Genomic DNA, 21659 nt, shown 5'->3' on the forward strand with positions numbered 1-21659 from the left:
CTGTATCATGTTACTGCAGTTTTCTCCATGAAAAAGACTACAGGTTTAGATTTAAGTCACCAGTCTGTTCTTCATCGGCGTTAACGATCATCTAGAGATTTTTTTTCAACACTGCACAGGTTTAACTCTGGCCTGTGGGCAATAGCTTTTTTCAAAAAAGGTATTGTTTAAATCCATACTGTTTAGATGAGGAAGATTGTGACTACCATATTAATGGGAGCCGTGATGCTTTTATGTGCATCAAAACTAGCAGCCCAGGCTTTAGAGCCTGGTTTCGGTGCTCCTGCAACTCCTATCAATGTTTGCAACGGCTCAGCAACTTTTAGTGTGAAAGTAGTTGGCGGACTCAATGCCTGCCCGTCTGGAACGATCAGCGTTCAGTTACCGGCAGGATTTGTTTATGTTGCCGGATCTGCTGCTATTTCCGGGGGAACAGGAACTGTGAGCGAATCTGCGGTGTCCGGGAATACAGCAAACTTTACTGTCACCAATATCCCAAAAACACCGGGTTTCACCATTATCAGCTATCGTGCTTATGCAAGTTGTGATGCGCTGGCCAATCCCTCAACAGCTAATAACCAGGCTGTATACACGCTGAATTCAGCATGTAGCCCTCAGAGTAACTCGACTACCAACAGTTTCAATATAAAAAGTGCTGCACTCAGCATTAGCAACGTCACCAACAAAAGTTATATCGGTGCGGTTGGCGATATGTACACACGTACGATCACCATTACCAATAAGGGACTCGGAACAGTATCCAATATTACGCTCGCTGACACCAGTGGAAACGGGTTGTTTGTAAAAGGCATTTCAGTTAGTGGCGGCTGGAATTTCCTAACCAGCAAAACAGTTATAGGAACAGACACGGTCTCGATTTTCACCCTTACTGGTGCAGAACTGGCTAAGGATCAAAGCATTTCACTCATAGAAAACGTTTCGCTCGTCAATGACTGTCTTTTGGAATCAAGGCTTGGTGCATGGTTCGGGTGTGACAATATGGTCTGTTCGACCGGCAATATTTCGAGTAATTCAACAGCGGGGGCAACGCTGAATTTTTCATATTTACCCGAACTGAAGATTGTTCCGGAACAACAGGATTTAAGTTGCCGTGGTGTAGTATACCCACAGACCATCAGGTTTGTGAATACCGGAAGTGCCCCCATGCGCGACCTTGTGGTAAACTTATTTTCGACAACACAAACCAGCTCGCCTGCATTGCAGACTTTTAATGCGGCTAACGATATTCAAAGCAGCCAGTCTGGTTTCCAGGGTTTTCAGTTCAAATTGGGAGTTAATGGAACCTGGAGTAACCTGGCTTTAAGCCAATCTCAAACTTTTACAACTCCTGCTGCTTCTCTGAGCGGGATGAATTCAAACATTCGATTTGGAGTTACCCAACTCAATCCAGGCGATACCTTCTATGTACGGTATAATGAAAAGGCACCGATGGTAAATTCAGCCGTTAACGATGTGATGTATACGGCAGGATCTGTATTGAGTTATAGCTTCAGAGGACGATGCGACACGCGCACAAGCACTGTATCGTCCTTTGTAAGACTGCCACAGGAAACAAAGTTGACGGCACTGCCTATATTCCCGACAAAGCTTGAAGCAGCAACCAATTATACTTTAAGCTATCATATTCCTTTTGCAGAATCTGACCTTTATCAACAAACCGGTGCGACAGCGTCTTCTATCCGCTTTGAGTTTCAATTACCTGAAAATGTTTTGTTTACAGGAAATATTTCAAATTTTAATTTAAACAAGGGGTCTGGTGCGACGCTTGCCAGTCCATCCCTGTTCAATTATAACCCCGGCACACGAACCATCCGGGCCACCTATACTTTCAGTTCCGGTTTTTCATTTGGAGATCTTGAAAACAGCTTTCTGAATGTTGGACAAATCAGTCTGAACTGCGCAGTTGCTTCTTCTGGTACGCCCCTGGTTTTAAATGCATATCTCAAAAATTTGTCTTCCTGCGCCCAGGAGGAACTTATCTTTTCACGTCATGATCCTCTGAATACCAATTGCCCGGCCCCTATTTGCGGACCAAATGGTGGAATCAGATTCAGCTCATTCACGCTAAATCGCAGGAATTTCGGACTCCCCGACAATAATAATAATGGCGCTCCGGATCCATCAGGTTCTGTAGATATGTCCAAAGTCCGTTCAGATCTGGCAATGCAGGGTGATACAATAGTTGCAGCTTTTGGTGGAAGGATTCAGATGGGTGCCTCCTCACCTGTTGGCGGATTTACTCATGGATATGCCATCGACTCCATTACGAGCCAGGATAACTTCTTTACAAATTTATATGCCCGGGTTGAGTTATTCAGTTCGGGAAGCAATGTGCCATTTTACACCAGCAACAACCTATCTGTCGGTAACATCAGTTCCGCAGTCAGAAAGGTTGATTTCAGTATACCGGCTTTACAGGCCAGCAAACCACTCCCTGCCGGATATACAAAATTTGTTGATAATGATTCTGTTGTAATCTCTATCTACTATAAAATTTCAGGCAATGCCGGCTCGGTGTTGAATTCGGTAAAATTCAATAACGGCCTGTATGTAAGCGATTTGGCCGATCCGGCCCCGGCCAGTCAATACCATTGTGGAAATAAACCATCTGGTGTAATTAACCTGGTAGGTTTCACCCAATCCACCACAGGGATTTCTTCTTCGATCGGTGGCGGCACCATCACCACTGTAATCGATAATCTTCTTCAACTTTCCCCCGCACAAAATGATGCAGGAAACAAACCATTTGCCTTTGAATACAGACCACTGAGTATTTATGAGCGGATGACATATACTCTTCCAGCCGGCTATGATTTTGTAAGTGCTTCATTAACATATACATATACAACAGGAATCAACAAAACTGCCAGTAAAACAGTAACTATTTTACCTTCCAGCACGTCAGGTGGATTACTGGTATTTGATATCGCCTCCCTTTTCCAGAACGGAACTTTCATCAGGGGCGACCAGGGCAGTAAATTGACTGGATCTGTTATAATTCGTCCTAATTGTCAGGCAATCAGCACATTAGTGCCACGCTTCACGCTTCGTCAGACGGCGACCGGTGGCTCTTCACTTCCTGACTTCACTGTGGATCAGACAGATAGCATTTATAACTCTCTTCCATCAATATCCGGAACATCAGCCAACACTCAGCCAGTATCCATTGACAACCAGGTAAACTGGGAGGTACAGATCGCAAATGCTTCCGATGCCCAGGCATTACGCGTCTGGATGGCTAAAGCATCCGGTGGGAATATAACAATCACCCGGGTAGAACGCTTATCTGGTGCTGGCGGAACTGTGTTGAATACGGTTACGGCAAATGGAAACGGGATTTACCAGCTGGGCACTTTCGGGCAAACAAGTGTTTATTACCGGATCAATGCCACTTACAACAGTTGTGCTAAAGAGAGTCTGAAACTTTACTACGGGTATGATTGCGCTAATACCGGATACCCCACTTCGGCAGCTTCTGCGGTATATAAAAAAGAATTATCATTAAATGTGACCGGGCTTCAACCAAGTTTACAAACAACGCTGGTGTCCGGACCTTCAAGCCTACCAACGCATGATTTCTGTGATGTACTTACTTATGAACTGGAAACGGTAAATACCGGAATGGGTGCTGTTAAGTCATTGGCAGTACAGACATTTCTGCCCGGAGGTACAGGTTCATCATATGTTCCGGGTAGTTTTCAGCTTCAATACCCTGCGGGTTCCGGCGCATTTATAAGCATTCCCGATGCCTCGGTGAGCGTCAATGGAGCCACTGTTACCTTCACAATTCCTTCAGATGAAATAGCTGAATTATTTGATAATGAAAGCTTCCGGGTGAAATTTGGCCTGACAACTTCCTGTGATTTTGCAAGTGGTGGTAGTTTCCGTTTCAATTCAACCGGACAATCATTTTGCGGCCTTGCTATCGGATCTCCAATCCAGCAGGCACAGATGGTAAATATTACCGGTATTCCCACCTCAACAAATCGGTACACTATCAATTCAAGCGCTAATACAGCTCTTTTAAATTGTGCAACCGGCGAATTGACAAGCACTTACAGATTTAAAATTGTCAACCTTGGAGCATTTGCAACTACCAGCGCAGATGGATTTACGATTGATCTTCCCGGTCCATGGCAAATGAATACTGGTTCGGCCAATTATCTGCATAACCCTTCCGGAAGTTCTTACTCTGGCATTAACTCCGATGGGGCTTATGAATTTGTAACTGGCGCTGGACTCGCTATCGGTGATTCCGTTGTGTTCACTGTAACGCTTACTGTACCTGCGGCAAACGTTCCTACCCTATCAGCTGGTAACAGTATTGCCATCGTTGAAAACGCGATTATAAAATACGGCGGTACATGTTCATCAACCGGAACACCATGTCCTGTAACGGTATTGATCCTTTCAACCAATCAGACTACAACGATCCTTTACAGCAAGGATCCGGCATATACTTTCAACAAACCTGTATTGGTGATCACCTCACCTTCGCCTGTTTGTTCACCCGCTACGGTTGACATCACCCAACCCCAGGTGACTGCCGGCAGTACTCCTGGTTTAACTTATACTTATTTCACAGATGCTGCAGGTACTGTGGCATTGCTGAACCCGACTTCAATCTCTGTAAGCGGAACATATTATATCAAAGGCACATCTTCTGCTGGTTGCACTGATATTAAACCTGTTACGGTACTTATTAACCCTGCTCCTTTCGCCACCATCAATTATCCCGGAACACCGTATTGTATCAATAGCGGTGCGACGATTAATGTTACGCGTACAGGACTAGCAGGCGGTATCTATAGTGCAACTCCGGCAGGATTGAATATCAACTCAACAACAGGTCAGATTAATCTGGCCAGCAGCACCCCGGGAACTTATGTTGTTACATATAGTTTTACCAACGGGACATGTACCGGTACCACAACTGCAACGATTACGATAAGGACTCTTCCAACTGCCAGCATCAGCTATGCGGGATCTCCCTACTGCATAAATCCGACAAGGACGATAAGCGTAACGCAAACCGGCCAGGCCGGAGGGGTTTACACGGTAAGTCCGGCAGGGTTAGTGATCAATTCAGTTACGGGTGAAATCAATACTGCAGGCAGCGTTCCAGGTACCTATACAATTACTTATAGTTTTTCTGACGGCATATGCAATGGCACCGCGACGGCCAGTGTTACGATCCAAAACGTACCGGTTTTAGTAGTCACCAATCCGCCACCGGTTTGTTCGCCGGCGACTGTTGATATTACCCGTCCTCAGATAACTTCAGGAAGTGCTTCAGGACTCACTTACCAATACTTCAGCGATGCGGCAGGAACAATTCCGGTTGTAAATCCCACATCTGTCAGTACCAGCGGAACCTATTATATCCGGGGAAGAGCTGCCAATGGATGTTATACGGATCTGCAGGCTGTTGTGGTGACTATCAACGCATTACCAGTCGCAACAATCAGTTACCCTGGTACGCCGTACTGCTCAAATATTGCAACAACATTGAGTGTTACACAAACAGGTCAGACCGGGGGAACATACAGTGCGAGTCCATCTGGCCTGGTTGTTCACCCAACAACCGGAGAAGTGAACCTCGTGAGCAGTACTCCGGGTACTTATGTTGTAACTTATAGTTTTTCAAATGGTACATGTAGTTCAACAGCATCAACAACCATTACGATCAACTCCTTACCAACTGCCACCATCAGTTATGCTGGTTCGCCATATTGCACCAGTCCTGCTTCAACTGTAAACGTTTCAAGAACCGGTCAGGGCGGTGGAACTTTCAGTGCAAGTCCTTCGGGCCTGGTGATCAATTCAACTACCGGCGCAATTAATCCCGGAGCAAGTACGCCCGGAACTTATACAATTACCTACAGCTTCACAAACGGCATCTGCTCAAATACCGCAACAACCAGCATTACCATCCTGGCTCCGCCATTGCTGGTCGTGAATAATCCGGCACCGGTGTGTCCGCCGGCAAGTGTAGATATTACCCTGCCACAGGTTACCGCCGGCAGCGCGTCAGGATTGATATTGCAGTATTACAGGGATGCAGCAGGTACGATTGTACTAACCAACCCAACATCAGTCAATGTTGCCGGAACATATTATATCAAAGCGACGGGAGCGACAGGATGTGTTACTATTAAACCTGTCATGGTAACGATAAATACTTTACCAACGGCAACTATCAGCTATTCCGGTTCACCATATTGTACAAGTAATACAGCAATGGTGAGCGTTAACCGAACGGGCCAGAGTGGTGGAACTTTCACTGCAAGTCCTGCCGGTCTGATAATTAACACCAATACCGGTGAACTCAATATTGCTAACAGTACACCTGGAACCTATACCATCACGTACAACTTTACCAACGGAACCTGTGTAAGTTCAGCATCAACCAGTATCACCATACAGGATGTACCAACACTGGTGGTAACTAATCCCGCACCCGTCTGTGCGCCAGCAACAGTTGACATTACCGTTCCGTCGATCACTGCAGGAAGTGGAGCAGGATTGACTTATCAGTATTACAGAGATCCTGCTGGCACAATCGTTCTGACCAATCCAACATCGATCAGCACCAGCGGAACATATTATATCCGTGGCCGCGCTGCAAACGGATGTTTCAGCAATATAAAGGCAGTCGTTGTAACAATCAATACTCCTCCTGTTGCCAACATCAGCTACCCTGGTTCACCATTCTGTATAAACAGTTCAACAACGGTGAGCGTTACCCGAACCGGCCAGGGCGGTGGTACTTATAGTGCGAGTCCTGCAGGGTTGTTGATCAACTCAACAACAGGCGCAGTCAATATCGCTGGAAGTACTCCAGGTAATTATATTATCACATATAGCTTTACTAACGGTACCTGCCCGGGAACAGCCACCACAAGTATAACCATCGAGGATAAACCAACATTGGTCATTACTAATCCTGCCCCGGTTTGCGCACCTGCAACAGTTGATATAACCGCGGCTGCGATTACCGCAGGTAGTTCAGCTGGACTGACATTGCAGTATTTTACCAATATTGCCGGTACCATAGCCCTTGCAAATCCAACTGCCATCAGTGTCAGCGGAACATACTATATCCTGGCTATTTCAGCATCAGGTTGTTCAGATATTAAACCAGTCGTTGTAACCATTAATGCTGCACCGATAGCCAATATCGGCTATGATGGCTCTCCTTACTGCATAAGCAATGCAATAACGGTGAACGTTACACGTACCGGACAAGGTGGCGGTACTTACAGCGCCAGCCCTGCAGGTTTAGTGATCAATACAACAACAGGTGCGCTTAACATTGCTGGCAGTACACCCGGTAACTATACCATCACGTATAGCTTCAGCAATGGAACCTGTGCAAACACAGCAACAGCAAGTATTACTATCCAGGATAAACCGACATTGGTCATCACGAATCCCGCTCCTGTTTGTTCACCTGCAACGGTCGACATTACTGGGGCTGCAATTACAGCAGGAAGTTCAGCTGGTTTGACACTCCAGTATTATACCAATGCGGCTGGCACGATAGCTCTTTCAAACCCGACATCTGTCAGTACCAGCGGAACATACTATATTAAAGCTGTATCATCAACCGGATGTGCCGATATTAAACCGGTTACAGTAGTGATCAATGCAGCCCCTGTTGCAAGCATCAGTTATGCAGGTTCGCCATATTGCACAAGCAATACAACAACGGTGAACGTTACACGCACTGGCCAGTCAGGGGGAACTTACAGTGCAAGTCCTGCAGGTTTGGTAATTAATTCCAGTACTGGTGAATTAAATATTGCGAACAGCACACCTGGAACTTATACCATCACCTATAGTTTCAGCAATGGAACCTGTTCAAATACTGCTGTCACCAGCATTACCATTCAGGATTTACCAACACTGGTGATTACTAATCCGGTGCCTGTATGTACACCAGTAACGGTAGACATTACTTCGGCTGCAATCACAGCAGGAAGTTCAGCTGGATTAACACTGCAATACTATACAAATGCATCAGGAACTATTGCCCTTGCAAATCCAAATGCAATTGGTACGAGCGGAACCTATTACATTAAAGCAATATCAGCAACAGGATGCTCTGTTATTAAACCTGTTGTTGTTGTAATCAATACAGCACCAACAGCCACTATCAGTTATGCGGGTTCACCGTATTGTACCAGCAACACAACAACGGTGAGCGTTAACCGCACCGGTCAGAGTGGCGGAACTTATAGCGCAAGTCCTGCAGGACTGGTGATCGATACCAATACCGGGGAACTCAATATTGCAAACAGTTCTGCTGGAACTTATACCATTACGTATAATTTCTCCAATGGAACCTGTGGAAATACAGCAACTACAAGCGTGACGATACAGAATTTGCCAACATTGGTAATTACAGATCCTGCTGCCGTCTGTGCACCTGCAACTGTGGATATCACATCGGCTGCAATTACAACAGGAAGTACGGCAGGTTTGACTTACCAGTATTATAGCGACGCAGCAGGAACAGTTGTACTAACTAACCCGGCATCTATCAGCACAAGCGGAACTTACTATATCCGAGGTAAAGCAGCAAACGGATGTCTCAGCAACGTTCAGGCGGTGGCAGTGACGATTAATGCAGCGCCGACAGCTACCATCAGTTACGCAGGTTCGCCTTATTGCATAAGCAACACAACAACGGTGACCGTTAGCCGAACCGGCCAGGGCGGTGGAACTTACAGTGCAAGTCCTGCAGGTTTGTTGATAAATTCAGCAACCGGAGCAGTCAACATTGCTGGCAGTTCACCTGGCACTTATACAATAACATACAGTATTACCAATGGGACCTGCGCAGGAACTGCCACAACCAGCATCGCTATCCAGGATAAACCAACACTGGTAATCACCAACCCGGCAGCAGTTTGTTCACCTGCAACAGTGGATCTCACTGCAGCTGCAGTCACAACGGGCAGTGCTGCAGGATTAACCTATAAATATTACAGCAATGCTGCGGGAACCAATGTTCTTTCGAATCCTGATGCTGTCAGTGTAAGCGGCACATATTATATCCGTGGAATTGCAGCGAATGGATGTGAATCTTCGCTGGAGGCTGTAACAGTAAATATCAATAGTCTCCCTGAAGCTACCATCAGTTATGCAGGTCCGTTCTGTATTGCCAATACAACTACAGCAACAGTGACACAGACAGGGCAAACAGGTGGTGTGTACAGCGCGCCGGCAGGATTGAAGATAAATGCATCTACAGGAGCGTTGAATATCTCCGGAAGTACACCAGGTACATACACGGTTACCTATAGTTTCTCCAATGGAACCTGTTCAAACACTGCTACAACAGAAGTTACGATTGAAGGTATTCCCGTCCTGGTAGTTGTAAACCCTGCTGCGGTGTGTGCACCGAATACAGTCGATCTGACTGCAGCGACAGTCACCACCGGAAGCACAAGCGGCTTGAGCTTCCGTTACTACAGCGATGCAGGAGGAACAACAGTACTTGATAAACCAGCTGCAGTAAAAATAAGTGGTACTTATTATATCAGGGGATATCTCGCGGCAGGCTGCCAGACAGATCTTAAAGCAGTGAAAGTTGCTATCAATGACCTGCCAAAGATTACTGTTAGCAACGATACGATCATTTGTAAAAACGGAACAGCAACACTGCTGGCCAACTCACCAGGAAACACCATCACATGGAAGAATCTGCCTTCAGGAAATCCCGTCACGGTGAGTCCTTCAGGTACAACGACATATACTGCAATCGCAACCAGTCCGCAAGGTTGTACAAGTGAAGCATCGGCCAAAGTGCAGATCAGGAGTTTCGATATTCAGCTGAATGCTGATAATACCAATGTGCCGATCGGCTCAACAGTATTGCTGACTACATTATCAAATCAATCATATTCAGTAATTGCATGGCTGCCTCAGCAGTCTTTACCGAACCAGACTGCAACGACACAATCGTTTGTAATGAATGACAGTGCGAAGTATTTCTCTGTTGTTGCGAAATCGGTTGAAGGTTGTATAGATACTGCCTCCATCTGGATCAAGATTAACCATGACCTGAAAGACTTCTTTATTCCTAATGCGATTACACCAAACCAGGATGGACATAATGATGTGTTCAGGGTATATGGCACTTCGGTGAAAGCAGTTGAAATACGTGTATATAATTCATGGGGTGAACTGTTACTGTTCACTACAGATAATCAGAAAGGATGGGATGGCACATTCAAAGGAAAAGCACAACCATCCGGAGTGTATGTGTATACAGTGAGAGCGGTTATGTACAATAATGCTGTAATCACCAGGAAGGGAACGATCAACCTGATACGATAATCCAATATCTAAAATATTCAATATGAAAACCCGGATCCCCGTCATTGTTGCTGCCTGGCTGTTTACAGCCCTGGTACCACGTGTGGTAAAGGCCCAGATAGATCCACATTTCTCGCAGTATTTTATTCAGCCGATGACATTAAATCCGGCTCTGACGGGCGCGGTTGACGGTACATATCGTGCATCTGCTATATGGCGCAGTCAGTATGGAAATACACTGACGACGATGGGTGTAGCAGGTGAAGTGGTAACCGATAAAAATATCAATTTTGGTGTCAACCTTCTCCATCAGTATTCGGCTGGTAAAGCCTATAAGTTTACCAATGGATATATAACTGCTGCATATACCGGAGTTCAGTTTGGCGATCATCACATCGTTATGGCTTTACAGGCTGGCGTACTGGACCGCCGTTTTAATATCAATGCTTTGCAGTTTGGTGATCAGTGGACGGCTGGTGTGGGATACAACCCCGCAGCAAATTCAGGTGAGATATTTTATACATCGGCAGCAACAGCATTTGATGCAGGGGCAGGGCTTGTATACTATGACGGATCGCCGAATAAACGAGTACACTTCTTTGGAGGCTACTCTGCATTTCATCTCACCCGGCCACAGGATCCTTATCTATCTAATGATGGAAAACAAAGACTTCCCATACGGCACAGCATACATGCAGGTGCGCGGATCAATGTGAACGAGATGTTTGATATCGTACCCAATGCATTGTATATGAGACAGGGAAATGCACAGGAAAAGATGCTCGGTGCATATATCCAGCTATCAGCAAGTCCAACTACGGATATAATGTTTGGAGCGAATGTGCGTTTGAATGATGCATTCTCACCTTTTGCAGGTTTTTATCACAAGGGACTGACTGTAGGCCTTAGTTACGATGTAAGTTCATTAGATAAAAACGTTAACAGTACCGGCCGAAACAGTATGGAAGTCTCACTTTCGTTTACGGGATGGCGTGGTAATGATGTTCCTGAGACCAAGCCCTTCTATTGCCCTCGTTTCTAATAATCGCGATCTAACCAATATTCTATGCACCCTTTTTTCATACGCTGTAAAAACAAAACAATCAACAGGAGGTGGCAAAAAAAATTGCTGTTGATTGCATTTGGATTTATCTGCTTTACAACCCATGCGCAGGTGATGCCTACCAACAGCACCTATGCGCAAGCCGAGAAATACTTTAATGACAAAAAGTATTTTGAAGCAGCTCAGCTGTATGAAAAATATTTATCAGCGGAAGAGCCACCACCCGCTGTCACCGATCCATTTGCGGTGAGCAAAAGAGGAAAAGAAAAAGCGAGTACAAAAAATGTTACCCGCCAGGAAGCACTTTTTTACCTCGCAGAAAGTCATCGCTTAACACATGATTTTAACCAGGCAGAAAAATGGTATAAAGAAGTAATTGCACTTCCTGATCACAACCCACTCGCTGAATATTGGTATGGTGTAACACTCAGAACGAATCAGAAATTTGAAGAAGCATTCCACGTCCTAACCACTTTTGTTGAAACATATCCTAATGAAGATGAATGGAAAGAAAGTGCAAAACTGGAACTGAGTAACCTTCAGTTCATCAAGGGCCAGGAGGAAAATCAAACTGTGAATGTGTTCGTCCGTCCTGAAATTAATGAGAAGAATAAATCTGCTTATGCGCTTGTTGTACCCGGTGCGAAAGCGGTAGCTTTTACTTCCATCTATGTAGATAGTGCAGCCATGAGAAAAGGAAAATATGCCTATTTCGCGAGGTTGTACAGTTCTGTTGAAAGCAGAACAATTATGGATAGCATGCAAATGCTTCAGATCCAATCCCAGAAAGGTTATCATGAAGGCCTCGCCACATTTACTAATGAAGGTCGTACCATGTTCTTTACCCGGTGGACGGACAAGAAAGGAAAGAGAATTTCCGATCTGTACCGCAGTGACAAAACCGCAAGTGGATGGAGCAAGCCTGAAAAATTAGGAGCACCTTTCAATCTCCCCGGGTTTAACAGCACCCAGCCTTTTATAACTCCCGATAAAAAATACATGCTGTTCTCATCGAACAGACCAGGTGGATCAGGTAACTACGACATCTGGTACGCTCCTCTCGATAGCAGTTTGTCTGCTACGGAAGCAATTAATTTTGGAAAGTCAATTAATACCAGTGGTGATGACATGTCACCATACTATCATCAGAATACACAGAACCTGGTGTTTTCAAGTAATGGACGCACAGGAATGGGTGGATTCGATATATATGCTGCGCAGGGAGAAATTCCGGCAAGTCAGTGGCAGTCAGTAGTCAACCCTGGAAGTCCCGTCAATTCTCCGAAAGATGATATGTATTTTATCAGTACTGACGACGATGAGTTGTGGAAAAATGGTTGGTTCAGTTCTGACCGCGGATCTGATTGTTGCCTGGAAGTATTCGCTTTCAACAGAGACAATGAACAGCACATTACCGGTATTGTAATTGACCGGGTAACCGGGCATCCGATCCCTGGTGCTACCATCACATTAAAAGATGTAGGAAAAGAAAACGGCGAAGAAACAATTGCCATTACAGACAAAGACGGGCACTATCATTTTGATCTGACTGACACAAAGAAGATTCAGATTGAAGCGAACAATCCTGGTTTTGATTCTGTAACCGGTGAGTATAACATCGGGATAAAAACAGGTCGCGACAGCTTAACGGTTGACACGATGTTTTTAACGGAAACGCGGAAAAATCCAGACGTGGATTTAACCGGAACGGATCCGCCTGATTCAACAAACGGGGAAATTCATGATCCGGATGTAGGAAAACCACCACCCGATCATGACCCTGACGTCGGAAAACCTCCGCCGATTCATGACCCCGATTTAGACAAGTTCATTGGAGACATCAACAGACAGATGATCCATTTTGACTTCAGAAAATCAGACATCAAAGAAAAATATTATCCTTATTTAGATTCAATAGTTAGTATCATGGAAAGATATCCTTCATTAAAAATAGAAATGGGTGGCCATACCGACGGTCTGGGCACCAATGAGTTCAACGGGCTTTTAGGCCAGGACCGGGTGCAGGCAGTTGTACAGTATATTGTGAATAAAGGCATTGATGCAGATCGTGTTACCGGCACCTCATATGGTGAAACACTGCCAATTGCTTCAGAAACAAGAAATGGACTTGATGATCCGAGAGGAAGATTTATGAACAGGCGTGTGGAGTTCAGAATCGTGAGGAGTGAATCGGCCATTCCGCCTTTTGTAGATAACAGTGCAGGGCAGAATGCGTTGCAAAGAACATCAGACGAGCTATCGGTTAAGGGGAGCCGAAAATCTCCGGACCGGGATGAAAGTGAACGTGAGATGACTTCGAGGGAAAGGCGGAAAACAGGAAATCCGGTGGAAAGAAGACTTTTGAATTACGACGCCAGTGAGTTTGCAACGACAGTACATTATTCGTTTGACAAAGCAGTTATTAACAGCAGCTATTACCGGAGCCTCGATACATTAGCACAACTGATGCTCGAATCTCCTTCGTTGCGGTTATTAGTGAATGGTTATACTGATTCGAAAGGATCTGCTGCTTATAACCTGCAGCTTGCAGATGAGCGTGTGAAATCATGTATAAATTATTTGGTTAAAAAAGGAGTAGACAGGGCAAGAATTGAAGGTGAAGCGTATGGTGAATGTTGCCCGGTAGCTGAGGAAATTGTGAACGGCAAGGACGATCGCAAAGCTCGTTGGTTAAACAGGCGCGTAGAATTCAGATGGCTTAAAGAATAAGAGCTTTCATCAATTTCTAACGCATTAAATATTAATTTAGCAAAGGCCGCCTCTGATCAGGGCGGCCTTTTTTCATTTACGTGAAACGTGGAACGTTGAACGTAGAACGCTGGAGTTCCCTTTTGGAAATGATTGATAAAATGGAAAAGCTGTAATGAGGTTAGTTTAATCTTGAACGTTACAGATGGAACGTCAGAATCCGAAAGTGGAAATGTCAATATAAGGGAAAAGGTACTCTCGGGTTAGCTTGGGACTGCTAAAAGTTGAATGCCAGAATCCGCTTAGGCAATGGTCAAAAAAAAGGAAACAGCTATCCTTCGCTTAAGCTGGCGTATTACGTTGAACGTTTTACGTTAAACTTTATACGTTCAATCTTATAACTTCTTCGCGTCTTCCAGGAATTTTGCCAATCCAATATCAGTCAGCGGATGTTTCAGCAATCCAAGGATGGAATCCAAAGGACAGGTGCAAACATCAGCTCCGGCTTCGGCGGCTTTGATGATGTGTAAAGCAGAACGGATTGAAGCAGCGAGGATTTCTGTCTTATATCCGTGGAGCGTGTAGATATGGGACATTTGGGAGATCAGTTCCATTCCATCCCATCCGCTGTCGTCGATACGACCAACGAAAGGTGAAACATAAGTGGCGCCTGCTTTCGCAGCAAGTATAGCCTGCCCGGCAGAGAAAACTAAGGTACAATTCGTTTTGATCCCGTTGGAAGAAAACCATTTGATAGCTTTCACACCATCTTTGATCATCGGTACCTTAACGATAATGTTTGGATGAATTGCTGCGAGAACTTTTCCTTCTTCTACAATGCCCTTGAAATCGGTGGAGATAACTTCAGCACTTACATCACCATCAACAATCTCGCAAATATCACTATAGTGCTTGTAGATGGCGTCCTTTCCATTGATGCCTTCCTTAGCCATCAGTGATGGATTGGTAGTAACACCATCAAGAATTCCAAGATCATTAGCCTCTTTTATCTGAGCGAGATTCGCAGTGTCTATAAAAAATTTCATCGCAAACTGGTTGAAGCGTATTTAAAGCTGTTTTACAGCGGAAAATAAGAAAAAAACGGCAGGTGATTTACATCGCACCGCTCAACCACCTACCCTTGCTGCCTTCCGGCCCTGGGGGAGTTCAGCAGGAGCTGGTCGTGTAAGACCTGCCGGGCGCAAATATAGGGAAAGTCAAACAAACAATAAAGCCAGGTAAAGTGACAGGAGTTCGCAGGCAGAAGTTTAGTAGTCAATAGTTCAGAAACCAGCTTCCGTTTCAAAATCCATTATGAAATTTTCAAAACAGAGCCAATGTCTTGTTTGAAGAAATGAGATTTGACTAAAACCAATTTGCAATTATTAAATCTGCATTTTATCAGCAATCAACATCAATTTCCTGATAATATCTGCTTCTACTAAGTCAGCTGTTATATAACTTTTTTTGCCTGGAAGAAGCCAGGGCTCCAAGGATGCTCAAAGATTAACTTCGGGCAGGCTTTGCGTCTTCAAATGAGGTTGTTACTGTGATATTTCTGATAGGTTATTGCCATAAAAGACATTGGCGTTTTTGTAAATAATGAAACTGCCTGCCAAATTCTGCCTCCCTGCTAAATTCAAAATGCTCCCGGACGATTAAACTGACTATTCAGTTTCGCAAAGCCCAACAACTGATCATATCTGCCGCCGAGTTCGCGATAATATACGAGGACATAATAAATATCTTCTGCCTGCCATGCATTTCCTTCGGTGAGATCGGAACTGAAAGCTCCGGAGGCATCGTTCTTATCTCTGAGGGTATAGATATAGTCGTAGTATCCTTGTTTTAGAAACAAAGTGGTTTCGTATGTTTTTCTTTCTTCGTTGAAATTCAGTTTCGCACCTTCGTTTTTACCATAACCGGTGATCTCTCCAAATACATACAGATCCTTCCCCTGGTACGGTACTCCATTCGGCGGAAGAAAAGTGAAATGTACATGTGCATAGTCGGCGTTCCAGTAAGGATTGATATTTTCTGTTGTTTCGCTGATGAACATACCTTCGATATCATTAAAAAACATATACTGGTTAGCTGGTCGCGGCATTTCTTCCTTTACAAAAAGATTATAACTGCTGTCTGTATTTTTCTGAGAAGACACCCTATCCCCCAGTAACCGGAAACTTCTCAGGTTAAGCCAGCGCCACTCTTTGCCGGCGGGCATTACCATTTCCAGTTCATTGTTGTATTGCACCATGTCCGGCCTTAGAAATGTAGGTGAAGAAATCATCAGCCGGTTATCCCACCGATAATTCTGCACAATCAACAATTTCAATTGTTGTTGCGGGTAACGGATGTCCATCCCCGCAGTACTTACCTGCACCTGTAACCGATGATGTGTATAGAAATATTGCTGGTTGGTAGGCTGAAGAATTGTTGCTCCTACCGGCAGCCTGTTATCGACAATGAGAATTCGTTTTGTAAAGGCCAGTTGTGACGTATCTCCGTTGAGAAAAACTTTGAGTACATAGTTGCCGGATTTTGTCGGAACAGAATTTCTGTCGGGTAAAGTAGCCTGGTAGTGTGTATACCTGGTGAGAGAAATCGAAGAATTCCTGTATGTATTTATTCTTACCTGTGTGAATCCCTTTACATAATCAAAGAAACTCATCTGTACCGGGCTCCAGTCGGCATTCCGAAGCTCGAATGTATAATAGTAATATTTGACGTCTGCATCGAGATCATCAAAATTCAGTTCCAGTTTATCAGCACTGTTTAAAGCCAGTATAGGGTAAGCAAGCTGGTTGCCAAATCCGTTGAGTTTTACCGTATGAATATTCGACATAAATATCTTTTCGGGGTCCCGCTGGGCTAACAGTAAGGACGGCACAGAAACAGCAATAAGCACTGATATTAGAATTATTCTCATCAGAAAACATTTATCTTCACAAATTTACTTCAAATCAAATGCCTGCTTTAGCCGGCGTAAATAAAATTACAAAGGTTTGAATACCTCCCTGTTTATTGCTAAAAGAATCGCTCTCAATCGTGAAAAGTCATTTTCAAGGTTTATCATTCGTTTAGCCATCACAGCCACACTTATTTCCGTAGCTGCCATGATCTTATCTCTGGCGTTCATCAATGGCTTTCAGAAAGTAGTGAGCGAAAAAGTGTTCAGCTTCTGGGGACATATACGTGTTCAGCATTTTGAACCATTGAAAGTGAGTATTGCAGAAGAAAGTCCTATCAATAAAAATGATACCATTGAACAGGAAATTGCGGCAATGAACAACGTCGCTTTTGTTCAGCGTTTCGCAACCAAGTCTGCTATTCTCAACGCCAACGGGTCCATTGAAGGTGTTTTGTTTAAGGGCATTGATTCCGGTTATCATTTTGAAGAGTTGGATCAGTTCCTGACGCATGGCCGCTGGATGCAATTTTCTGATACTTCCTATGCTACGGAGATCGTGATTTCAGAATATATAGCCAACAGGCTGGGGTTAAAAACCAATGACGAACTGCTGATCTATTTCATCCAGCCGGGCGAAGAAAAGCCGCGGACACGTAAACTTAAAATAACTGGTTTATTCAAAACCGGGATAGACGTATACGACAAAACATTTGCATTAGGAGATCTTCGTTTGATCCAACGCCTCAACAATTGGAGTTCTGATCAGATCGGAGGATATGAAGTTCGCCTGAAGGATTATACCCGTATGGCAGAAAACTCAAATGAGATTTACGAGATTCTTCCGATCGGATGGAACAGCCGTACAATGATGGAAATCTATCCTGAGATTTTTGACTGGTTGAATCTTCAAAATACAAACAAGTATATATTGCTTGCGGTGATGATCACTGTTGCACTCATCAATCTCATCACCTGCCTGATTATTCTTGTATTAGAAAGAACAAGAATGATCGGTGTATTGAAAGCTGTTGGATTTACTGACTGGAATGTTCAGCGGATCTTTATGTTCTACGGATCTTTGATAACGATTGCTGGCGTAATCGGCGGTTTGATACTTGGGCTGGGCATTAGTTTTCTTCAAAAGAAAACCGGTTTTATTAAGCTGGATGAAGAGGCTTACTATATGCGCGAAGCTCCGATAGAGTTGATCTGGTGGCAGATCGCAGCAGTCGTCGTCGGCACTTTTTTCGTATGTTTTCTAGTTCTTCTTATTCCTTCGTTGATCAGCAGAAAGATCAGCCCGGCCAAAGCGGTTCAGTTCAGGTAATTAATCTCACAATTTTATTTTGGATAAAATAATCGCCGTAGCAACTGCTGCGTTGAGCGATTCAGCATTGCCAAAAGAAGGAATTCGGATCTGTGTTACTTCAAGCCTTAGCAATTCTTTTCTGACCCCTTTAGATTCGTTGCCTATAATGATCAGCCCTGTGGTTTTTCCGCTGATCGTTTCCCGGATATCCTTACCATCAAGCGTAGCCGCGAATACCGGTACTTTGTTTTCTCCCAGCAACTTCACCAGGTCGAGGTAATGTACCTTAACCCGCAACAAACTGCCCATAGAGGACTGTACAACTTTATTATTATAAACGTCTGCACTGTTTTCGCTGCAATAGATATCCGTTATTCCAAACCAGTCGGCAGTTCTTATGATGGTACCCAGGTTTCCCGGATCCTGAATACCATCGAGAGCAATGCTTATTTTATCCGTAGCCGGAGGAGAAAATAATTCCTTATCTTTCTTAATAACGGCTACCACCTGGTTGGGGGCAGGCATAGCCGAAATTCTTTCCAGCTGCGATTGATCAATTTCGATTACCTGATTTTCTCCGAGCTTTTTTAACAGACTTTTCTGTTCCTTCAGCCAATTAACTAAACTATATACTTCCAGTACCCGTTCAGGTGATTGATGAATAAATTCCTCAACTATTTTTGGCCCTTCAATTACAAATGCACCATATTCGTCCCTGAATTTTTTATGGGATAAACTTTGAATATATTTGATTTTTGATTTAACCAGCATAGGGTTTTAATGTTAAGCCCCATTCCGGCACATGAAGCAACCAATTATCCAGACCTTTTCTTTCCTGCTCCTGATAGTTACGGTTTTTTCATGTACCGTTGTAAAAAAATCCACTCCGGGCGTTCCGTTTATTTTCGAAAATAGCGTAAAAATCAAGGGTAATGTTAAGGGCGATAAAAAAACGGATATGCGCCGGTCCCTTGAAGGCCAGATCGAAGACAGCGCACTTACAAATGCCGTTAGCAAAATTCCCTGGCCAAAATTTCCATGGGTTATACCCGTTCCTGTTATTTCAAAACCTGTCAGGTTTGATAGTAATGCGATTAAGCAGTCTGTCGTCAATATGACCAACCTGATGAGCAGTATCGGGTACAGGAACAGTACGATCACTTTCGACACCACGCTCAAAAAGCATAAGAAGCAATCACGGATTAAAGTCACTTATACTGTCGAGCCGGGAAAATTATATCGCATCGATACAATCGTTTACAATATTTATGATTCAAGTTTGCTGAACCTGGTACTTAAATACAGAAAGGATTCAAAACTAAAACAGGGTGCTGCATTTGAATATGGTGCGATTGACCAGGAGTTGAGTCGTATCGTTGATACTTTTCACAACAACGGATATTATAAATTCAGCAGAGATGACATTATCGCGGAAGTTGATACCAGTTATAATGAACTTATCGATCCGACACTCGACCCTTTTGAATATGTGAGGCGCCTTGCTGAAATTGAAGAACAGAGAAAGCAGGATCCCAAAGTAGATATTTTCATAAGGCTTAATGCGATCAGGGATTCCACACATATGGACGTGTACTCTGTCGGGGAATTTACCGTTTATCCCGATCTGGAATCCAATGATTCCCTGTCCGGAAAAGGGCGAGTCAGAAACTTTGATGGAATAAAAGTAATCTCCTATCACCGGACCTTCAACTCACATTTTGTATCAAAGCAAATCGAACTGCGACCGGGAGAAATGTATTCCCTGTTAAACTATGGACGTACATTAAACAATTTCAACAGGCTTGGTGCATGGTCTAATATCAACCTCAATTCAACAGTTATTGACAGCAATCGAACCATCAATTACTCGATGTTACTGTATCGTGAAAAGAAAAAGTATTTTAGTGTGGATCTGGAAGGAAGTAGTTTATTAAACAGCTCGCAATTGATACAGGTCGGATCCGGAAGAATCGGACTGGCGCTAAACTTCGCGTTGCGTCACCGCAACATTGCGCACAAAACCATTCAGCTGGAAAATAATCTGCGCACAGGTATCGAGTTTAATGATTTCACGAAAATTCTTTCTTCAGAAGTTACGCTTACCAACAGGTTAATCATTCCCTGGGTAGTTGCGCCCTTCAAAAAGAAGCTCGCCTGGAATGATCGCAATGCGCGAACCATCATTTCTGCAGATGTTTCCTATATCGACAGGTTTCAATACTATCGTCTGAGAACGATCAACACTTTCCTTGCATATGAATGGAAGCCTAAACCGGGTGTCACCTGGACTTTCAAGCCTGTGAATGTTGAGTTTACACGCTTCCGTCCGGATAGTTTATTTATTGATGCGATACTGGACTATCCATTGTTATTGTACACTTATAACGATGGTTTGATTATTGGATCGAATGCGAGCTGGAACAAGAATTTCAATCCATACCGCAAAACGAATATTAACCTCCTGCGTATCTATGCTGAGACCTCCGGCATATTGGCGGGAGCAATTTTCAAGAATGCGACTGCAGAGGGTAAATCTTTAAGTAATCTCTACCGATTTATAAAGATGGATGTAGATTACCGATTGATTTTTGCATATAAGAAATCGAGTCTGCATTTCCGTGTTTTTGGCGGGTATGGTATCGCATTCAAAACGGAAAGCCGCACAGATGACGTAACACTACCCTTCTTCAAAAGCTATTTTGGAGGCGGGCCTAACAGTATGCGGGGATGGCAGATCCGTAAACTCGGTATCGGGTCGAATATATTTTACGATACTGTCGCAAATGGAAATTTCAGTGATAAATATGCTGACGTTCAAATGGAGGGAAATGTCGAATATCGATTCGCGATGTTCCAGTTGTTTGGATTCTGGTTCAATGGTGCTGTATTTGCTGATGTTGGAAATATCTGGTACCGCAAAAACCTGAATGGTGGTCTGCCAAGAGCCGAATTGAATTTTAGTCGTTTTTATAAAGACCTATGTATGGACGCAGGTTTCGGCGTTCGTATGGACTTCAAATATTTTCTATTGCGATTTGATCTTGGTTTCCCGATCAAGGACTCGCGATACGGGCCCTATAATACGGGGAGTGCCAACGCCGAAAAGTTCTACTCCGACAAAGTTTATGGCTGGTTCATCCCAGGGCGATGGAACCGGCCGACACTGCAGTTTGCGATTGGATATCCATTCTAAGGCCGGTGGCCGAATTTAAAATGTTTAACGTAAAACGTTAAACGTAGAACGTTGCACCATCAGGTTTAAAATCACCTCAGAAATATCAAAAGCAAGCTGGCAGTTGAAATCATAAAACTATCTTCTG

8 protein-coding genes and 1 other RNA gene are annotated in these 21659 nt (G+C 44.0%); 5 read left to right on the forward strand and 4 right to left on the reverse strand.

Annotated features, from left to right (window positions below):
- Positions 1-186 precede the first annotated feature (186 nt).
- The 3 genes from P2W82_RS03630 to P2W82_RS03640 are packed head-to-tail and all read left to right on the forward strand — an operon-like array spanning position 187 to position 14140.
- On the forward strand, positions 187-10368 hold the full coding sequence (locus P2W82_RS03630; RefSeq protein ID WP_336514476.1) for an Ig-like domain-containing protein: 10182 nt from the start codon (positions 187-189) through the stop codon (positions 10366-10368).
- Positions 10369-10390: 22 nt separating this feature from the next.
- Complete coding sequence (locus P2W82_RS03635) at positions 10391-11389, forward strand: PorP/SprF family type IX secretion system membrane protein (RefSeq protein WP_336514477.1); 999 nt, start codon at positions 10391-10393, stop codon at positions 11387-11389.
- Positions 11390-11413: 24 nt separating this feature from the next.
- Positions 11414-14140: an OmpA family protein gene (locus tag P2W82_RS03640; protein WP_336514478.1), complete on the forward strand. Its 2727-nt coding sequence runs from the start codon at positions 11414-11416 to the stop codon at positions 14138-14140.
- A gap of 374 nt (positions 14141-14514) precedes the next feature.
- Here P2W82_RS03640 and fsa read toward each other — a convergent pair whose 3' ends face one another.
- The 3 genes from fsa to P2W82_RS03655 all read right to left on the reverse strand — a co-directional run bounded on the left by fsa (position 14515) and on the right by P2W82_RS03655 (position 17048).
- Positions 14515-15165: a fructose-6-phosphate aldolase gene (fsa, locus tag P2W82_RS03645; RefSeq protein WP_336514479.1), complete on the reverse strand. Its 651-nt coding sequence runs from the start codon at positions 15163-15165 to the stop codon at positions 14515-14517.
- A 53-nt stretch (positions 15166-15218) separates the two neighbouring features.
- Positions 15219-15317: signal recognition particle sRNA small type (gene ffs, locus P2W82_RS03650), an RNA gene on the reverse strand.
- Positions 15318-15758: 441 nt separating this feature from the next.
- A complete protein-coding gene (locus P2W82_RS03655; RefSeq protein ID WP_336514480.1) occupies positions 15759-17048 on the reverse strand; it encodes a type IX secretion system plug protein in 1290 nt (429 codons plus the stop codon).
- A 76-nt stretch (positions 17049-17124) separates the two neighbouring features.
- Between P2W82_RS03655 and P2W82_RS03660 the strand changes: the two genes are divergently transcribed.
- Positions 17125-18357: an ABC transporter permease gene (locus tag P2W82_RS03660; RefSeq protein ID WP_336514481.1), complete on the forward strand. Its 1233-nt coding sequence runs from the start codon at positions 17125-17127 to the stop codon at positions 18355-18357.
- 6 nt (positions 18358-18363) lie between these two features.
- On the opposite strand, the gene P2W82_RS03665 is transcribed toward P2W82_RS03660, so the two are convergent.
- Entirely contained in the window at positions 18364-19110 is a 747-nt protein-coding gene (locus P2W82_RS03665) for a TrmH family RNA methyltransferase (RefSeq protein WP_336514482.1), read from the reverse strand.
- 31 nt (positions 19111-19141) lie between these two features.
- Here P2W82_RS03665 and P2W82_RS03670 point away from each other — a divergent pair, with 31 nt between their 5' ends.
- Complete coding sequence (locus tag P2W82_RS03670; protein ID WP_336514483.1) at positions 19142-21532, forward strand: BamA/TamA family outer membrane protein; 2391 nt, start codon at positions 19142-19144, stop codon at positions 21530-21532.
- The last annotated feature ends 127 nt before the right edge of the window (positions 21533-21659 follow it).

It is taken from the genome of Pollutibacter soli, from assembly GCA_029269725.1.
Taxonomy (GTDB): Bacteria; Bacteroidota; Bacteroidia; order Chitinophagales; family Chitinophagaceae; genus Pollutibacter; species Pollutibacter soli.

Excerpts from the sequence above, each read along its gene's own strand:
- P2W82_RS03630 (WP_336514476.1), top strand. The coding sequence starts at position 187 with ATGAGGAAGATTGTGACTACCATATTAATGGGAGCCGTGATGCTTTTA.
- P2W82_RS03635 (WP_336514477.1), top strand. The coding sequence starts at position 10,391 with ATGAAAACCCGGATCCCCGTCATTGTTGCTGCCTGGCTGTTTACAGCC.
- P2W82_RS03640 (WP_336514478.1), top strand. The coding sequence starts at position 11,414 with ATGCACCCTTTTTTCATACGCTGTAAAAACAAAACAATCAACAGGAGG.
- fsa (WP_336514479.1), bottom strand. The coding sequence starts at position 15,165 with ATGAAATTTTTTATAGACACTGCGAATCTCGCTCAGATAAAAGAGGCT.
- P2W82_RS03655 (WP_336514480.1), bottom strand. The coding sequence starts at position 17,048 with ATGAGAATAATTCTAATATCAGTGCTTATTGCTGTTTCTGTGCCGTCC.
- P2W82_RS03665 (WP_336514482.1), bottom strand. The coding sequence starts at position 19,110 with ATGCTGGTTAAATCAAAAATCAAATATATTCAAAGTTTATCCCATAAA.
- P2W82_RS03670 (WP_336514483.1), top strand. The coding sequence starts at position 19,142 with ATGAAGCAACCAATTATCCAGACCTTTTCTTTCCTGCTCCTGATAGTT.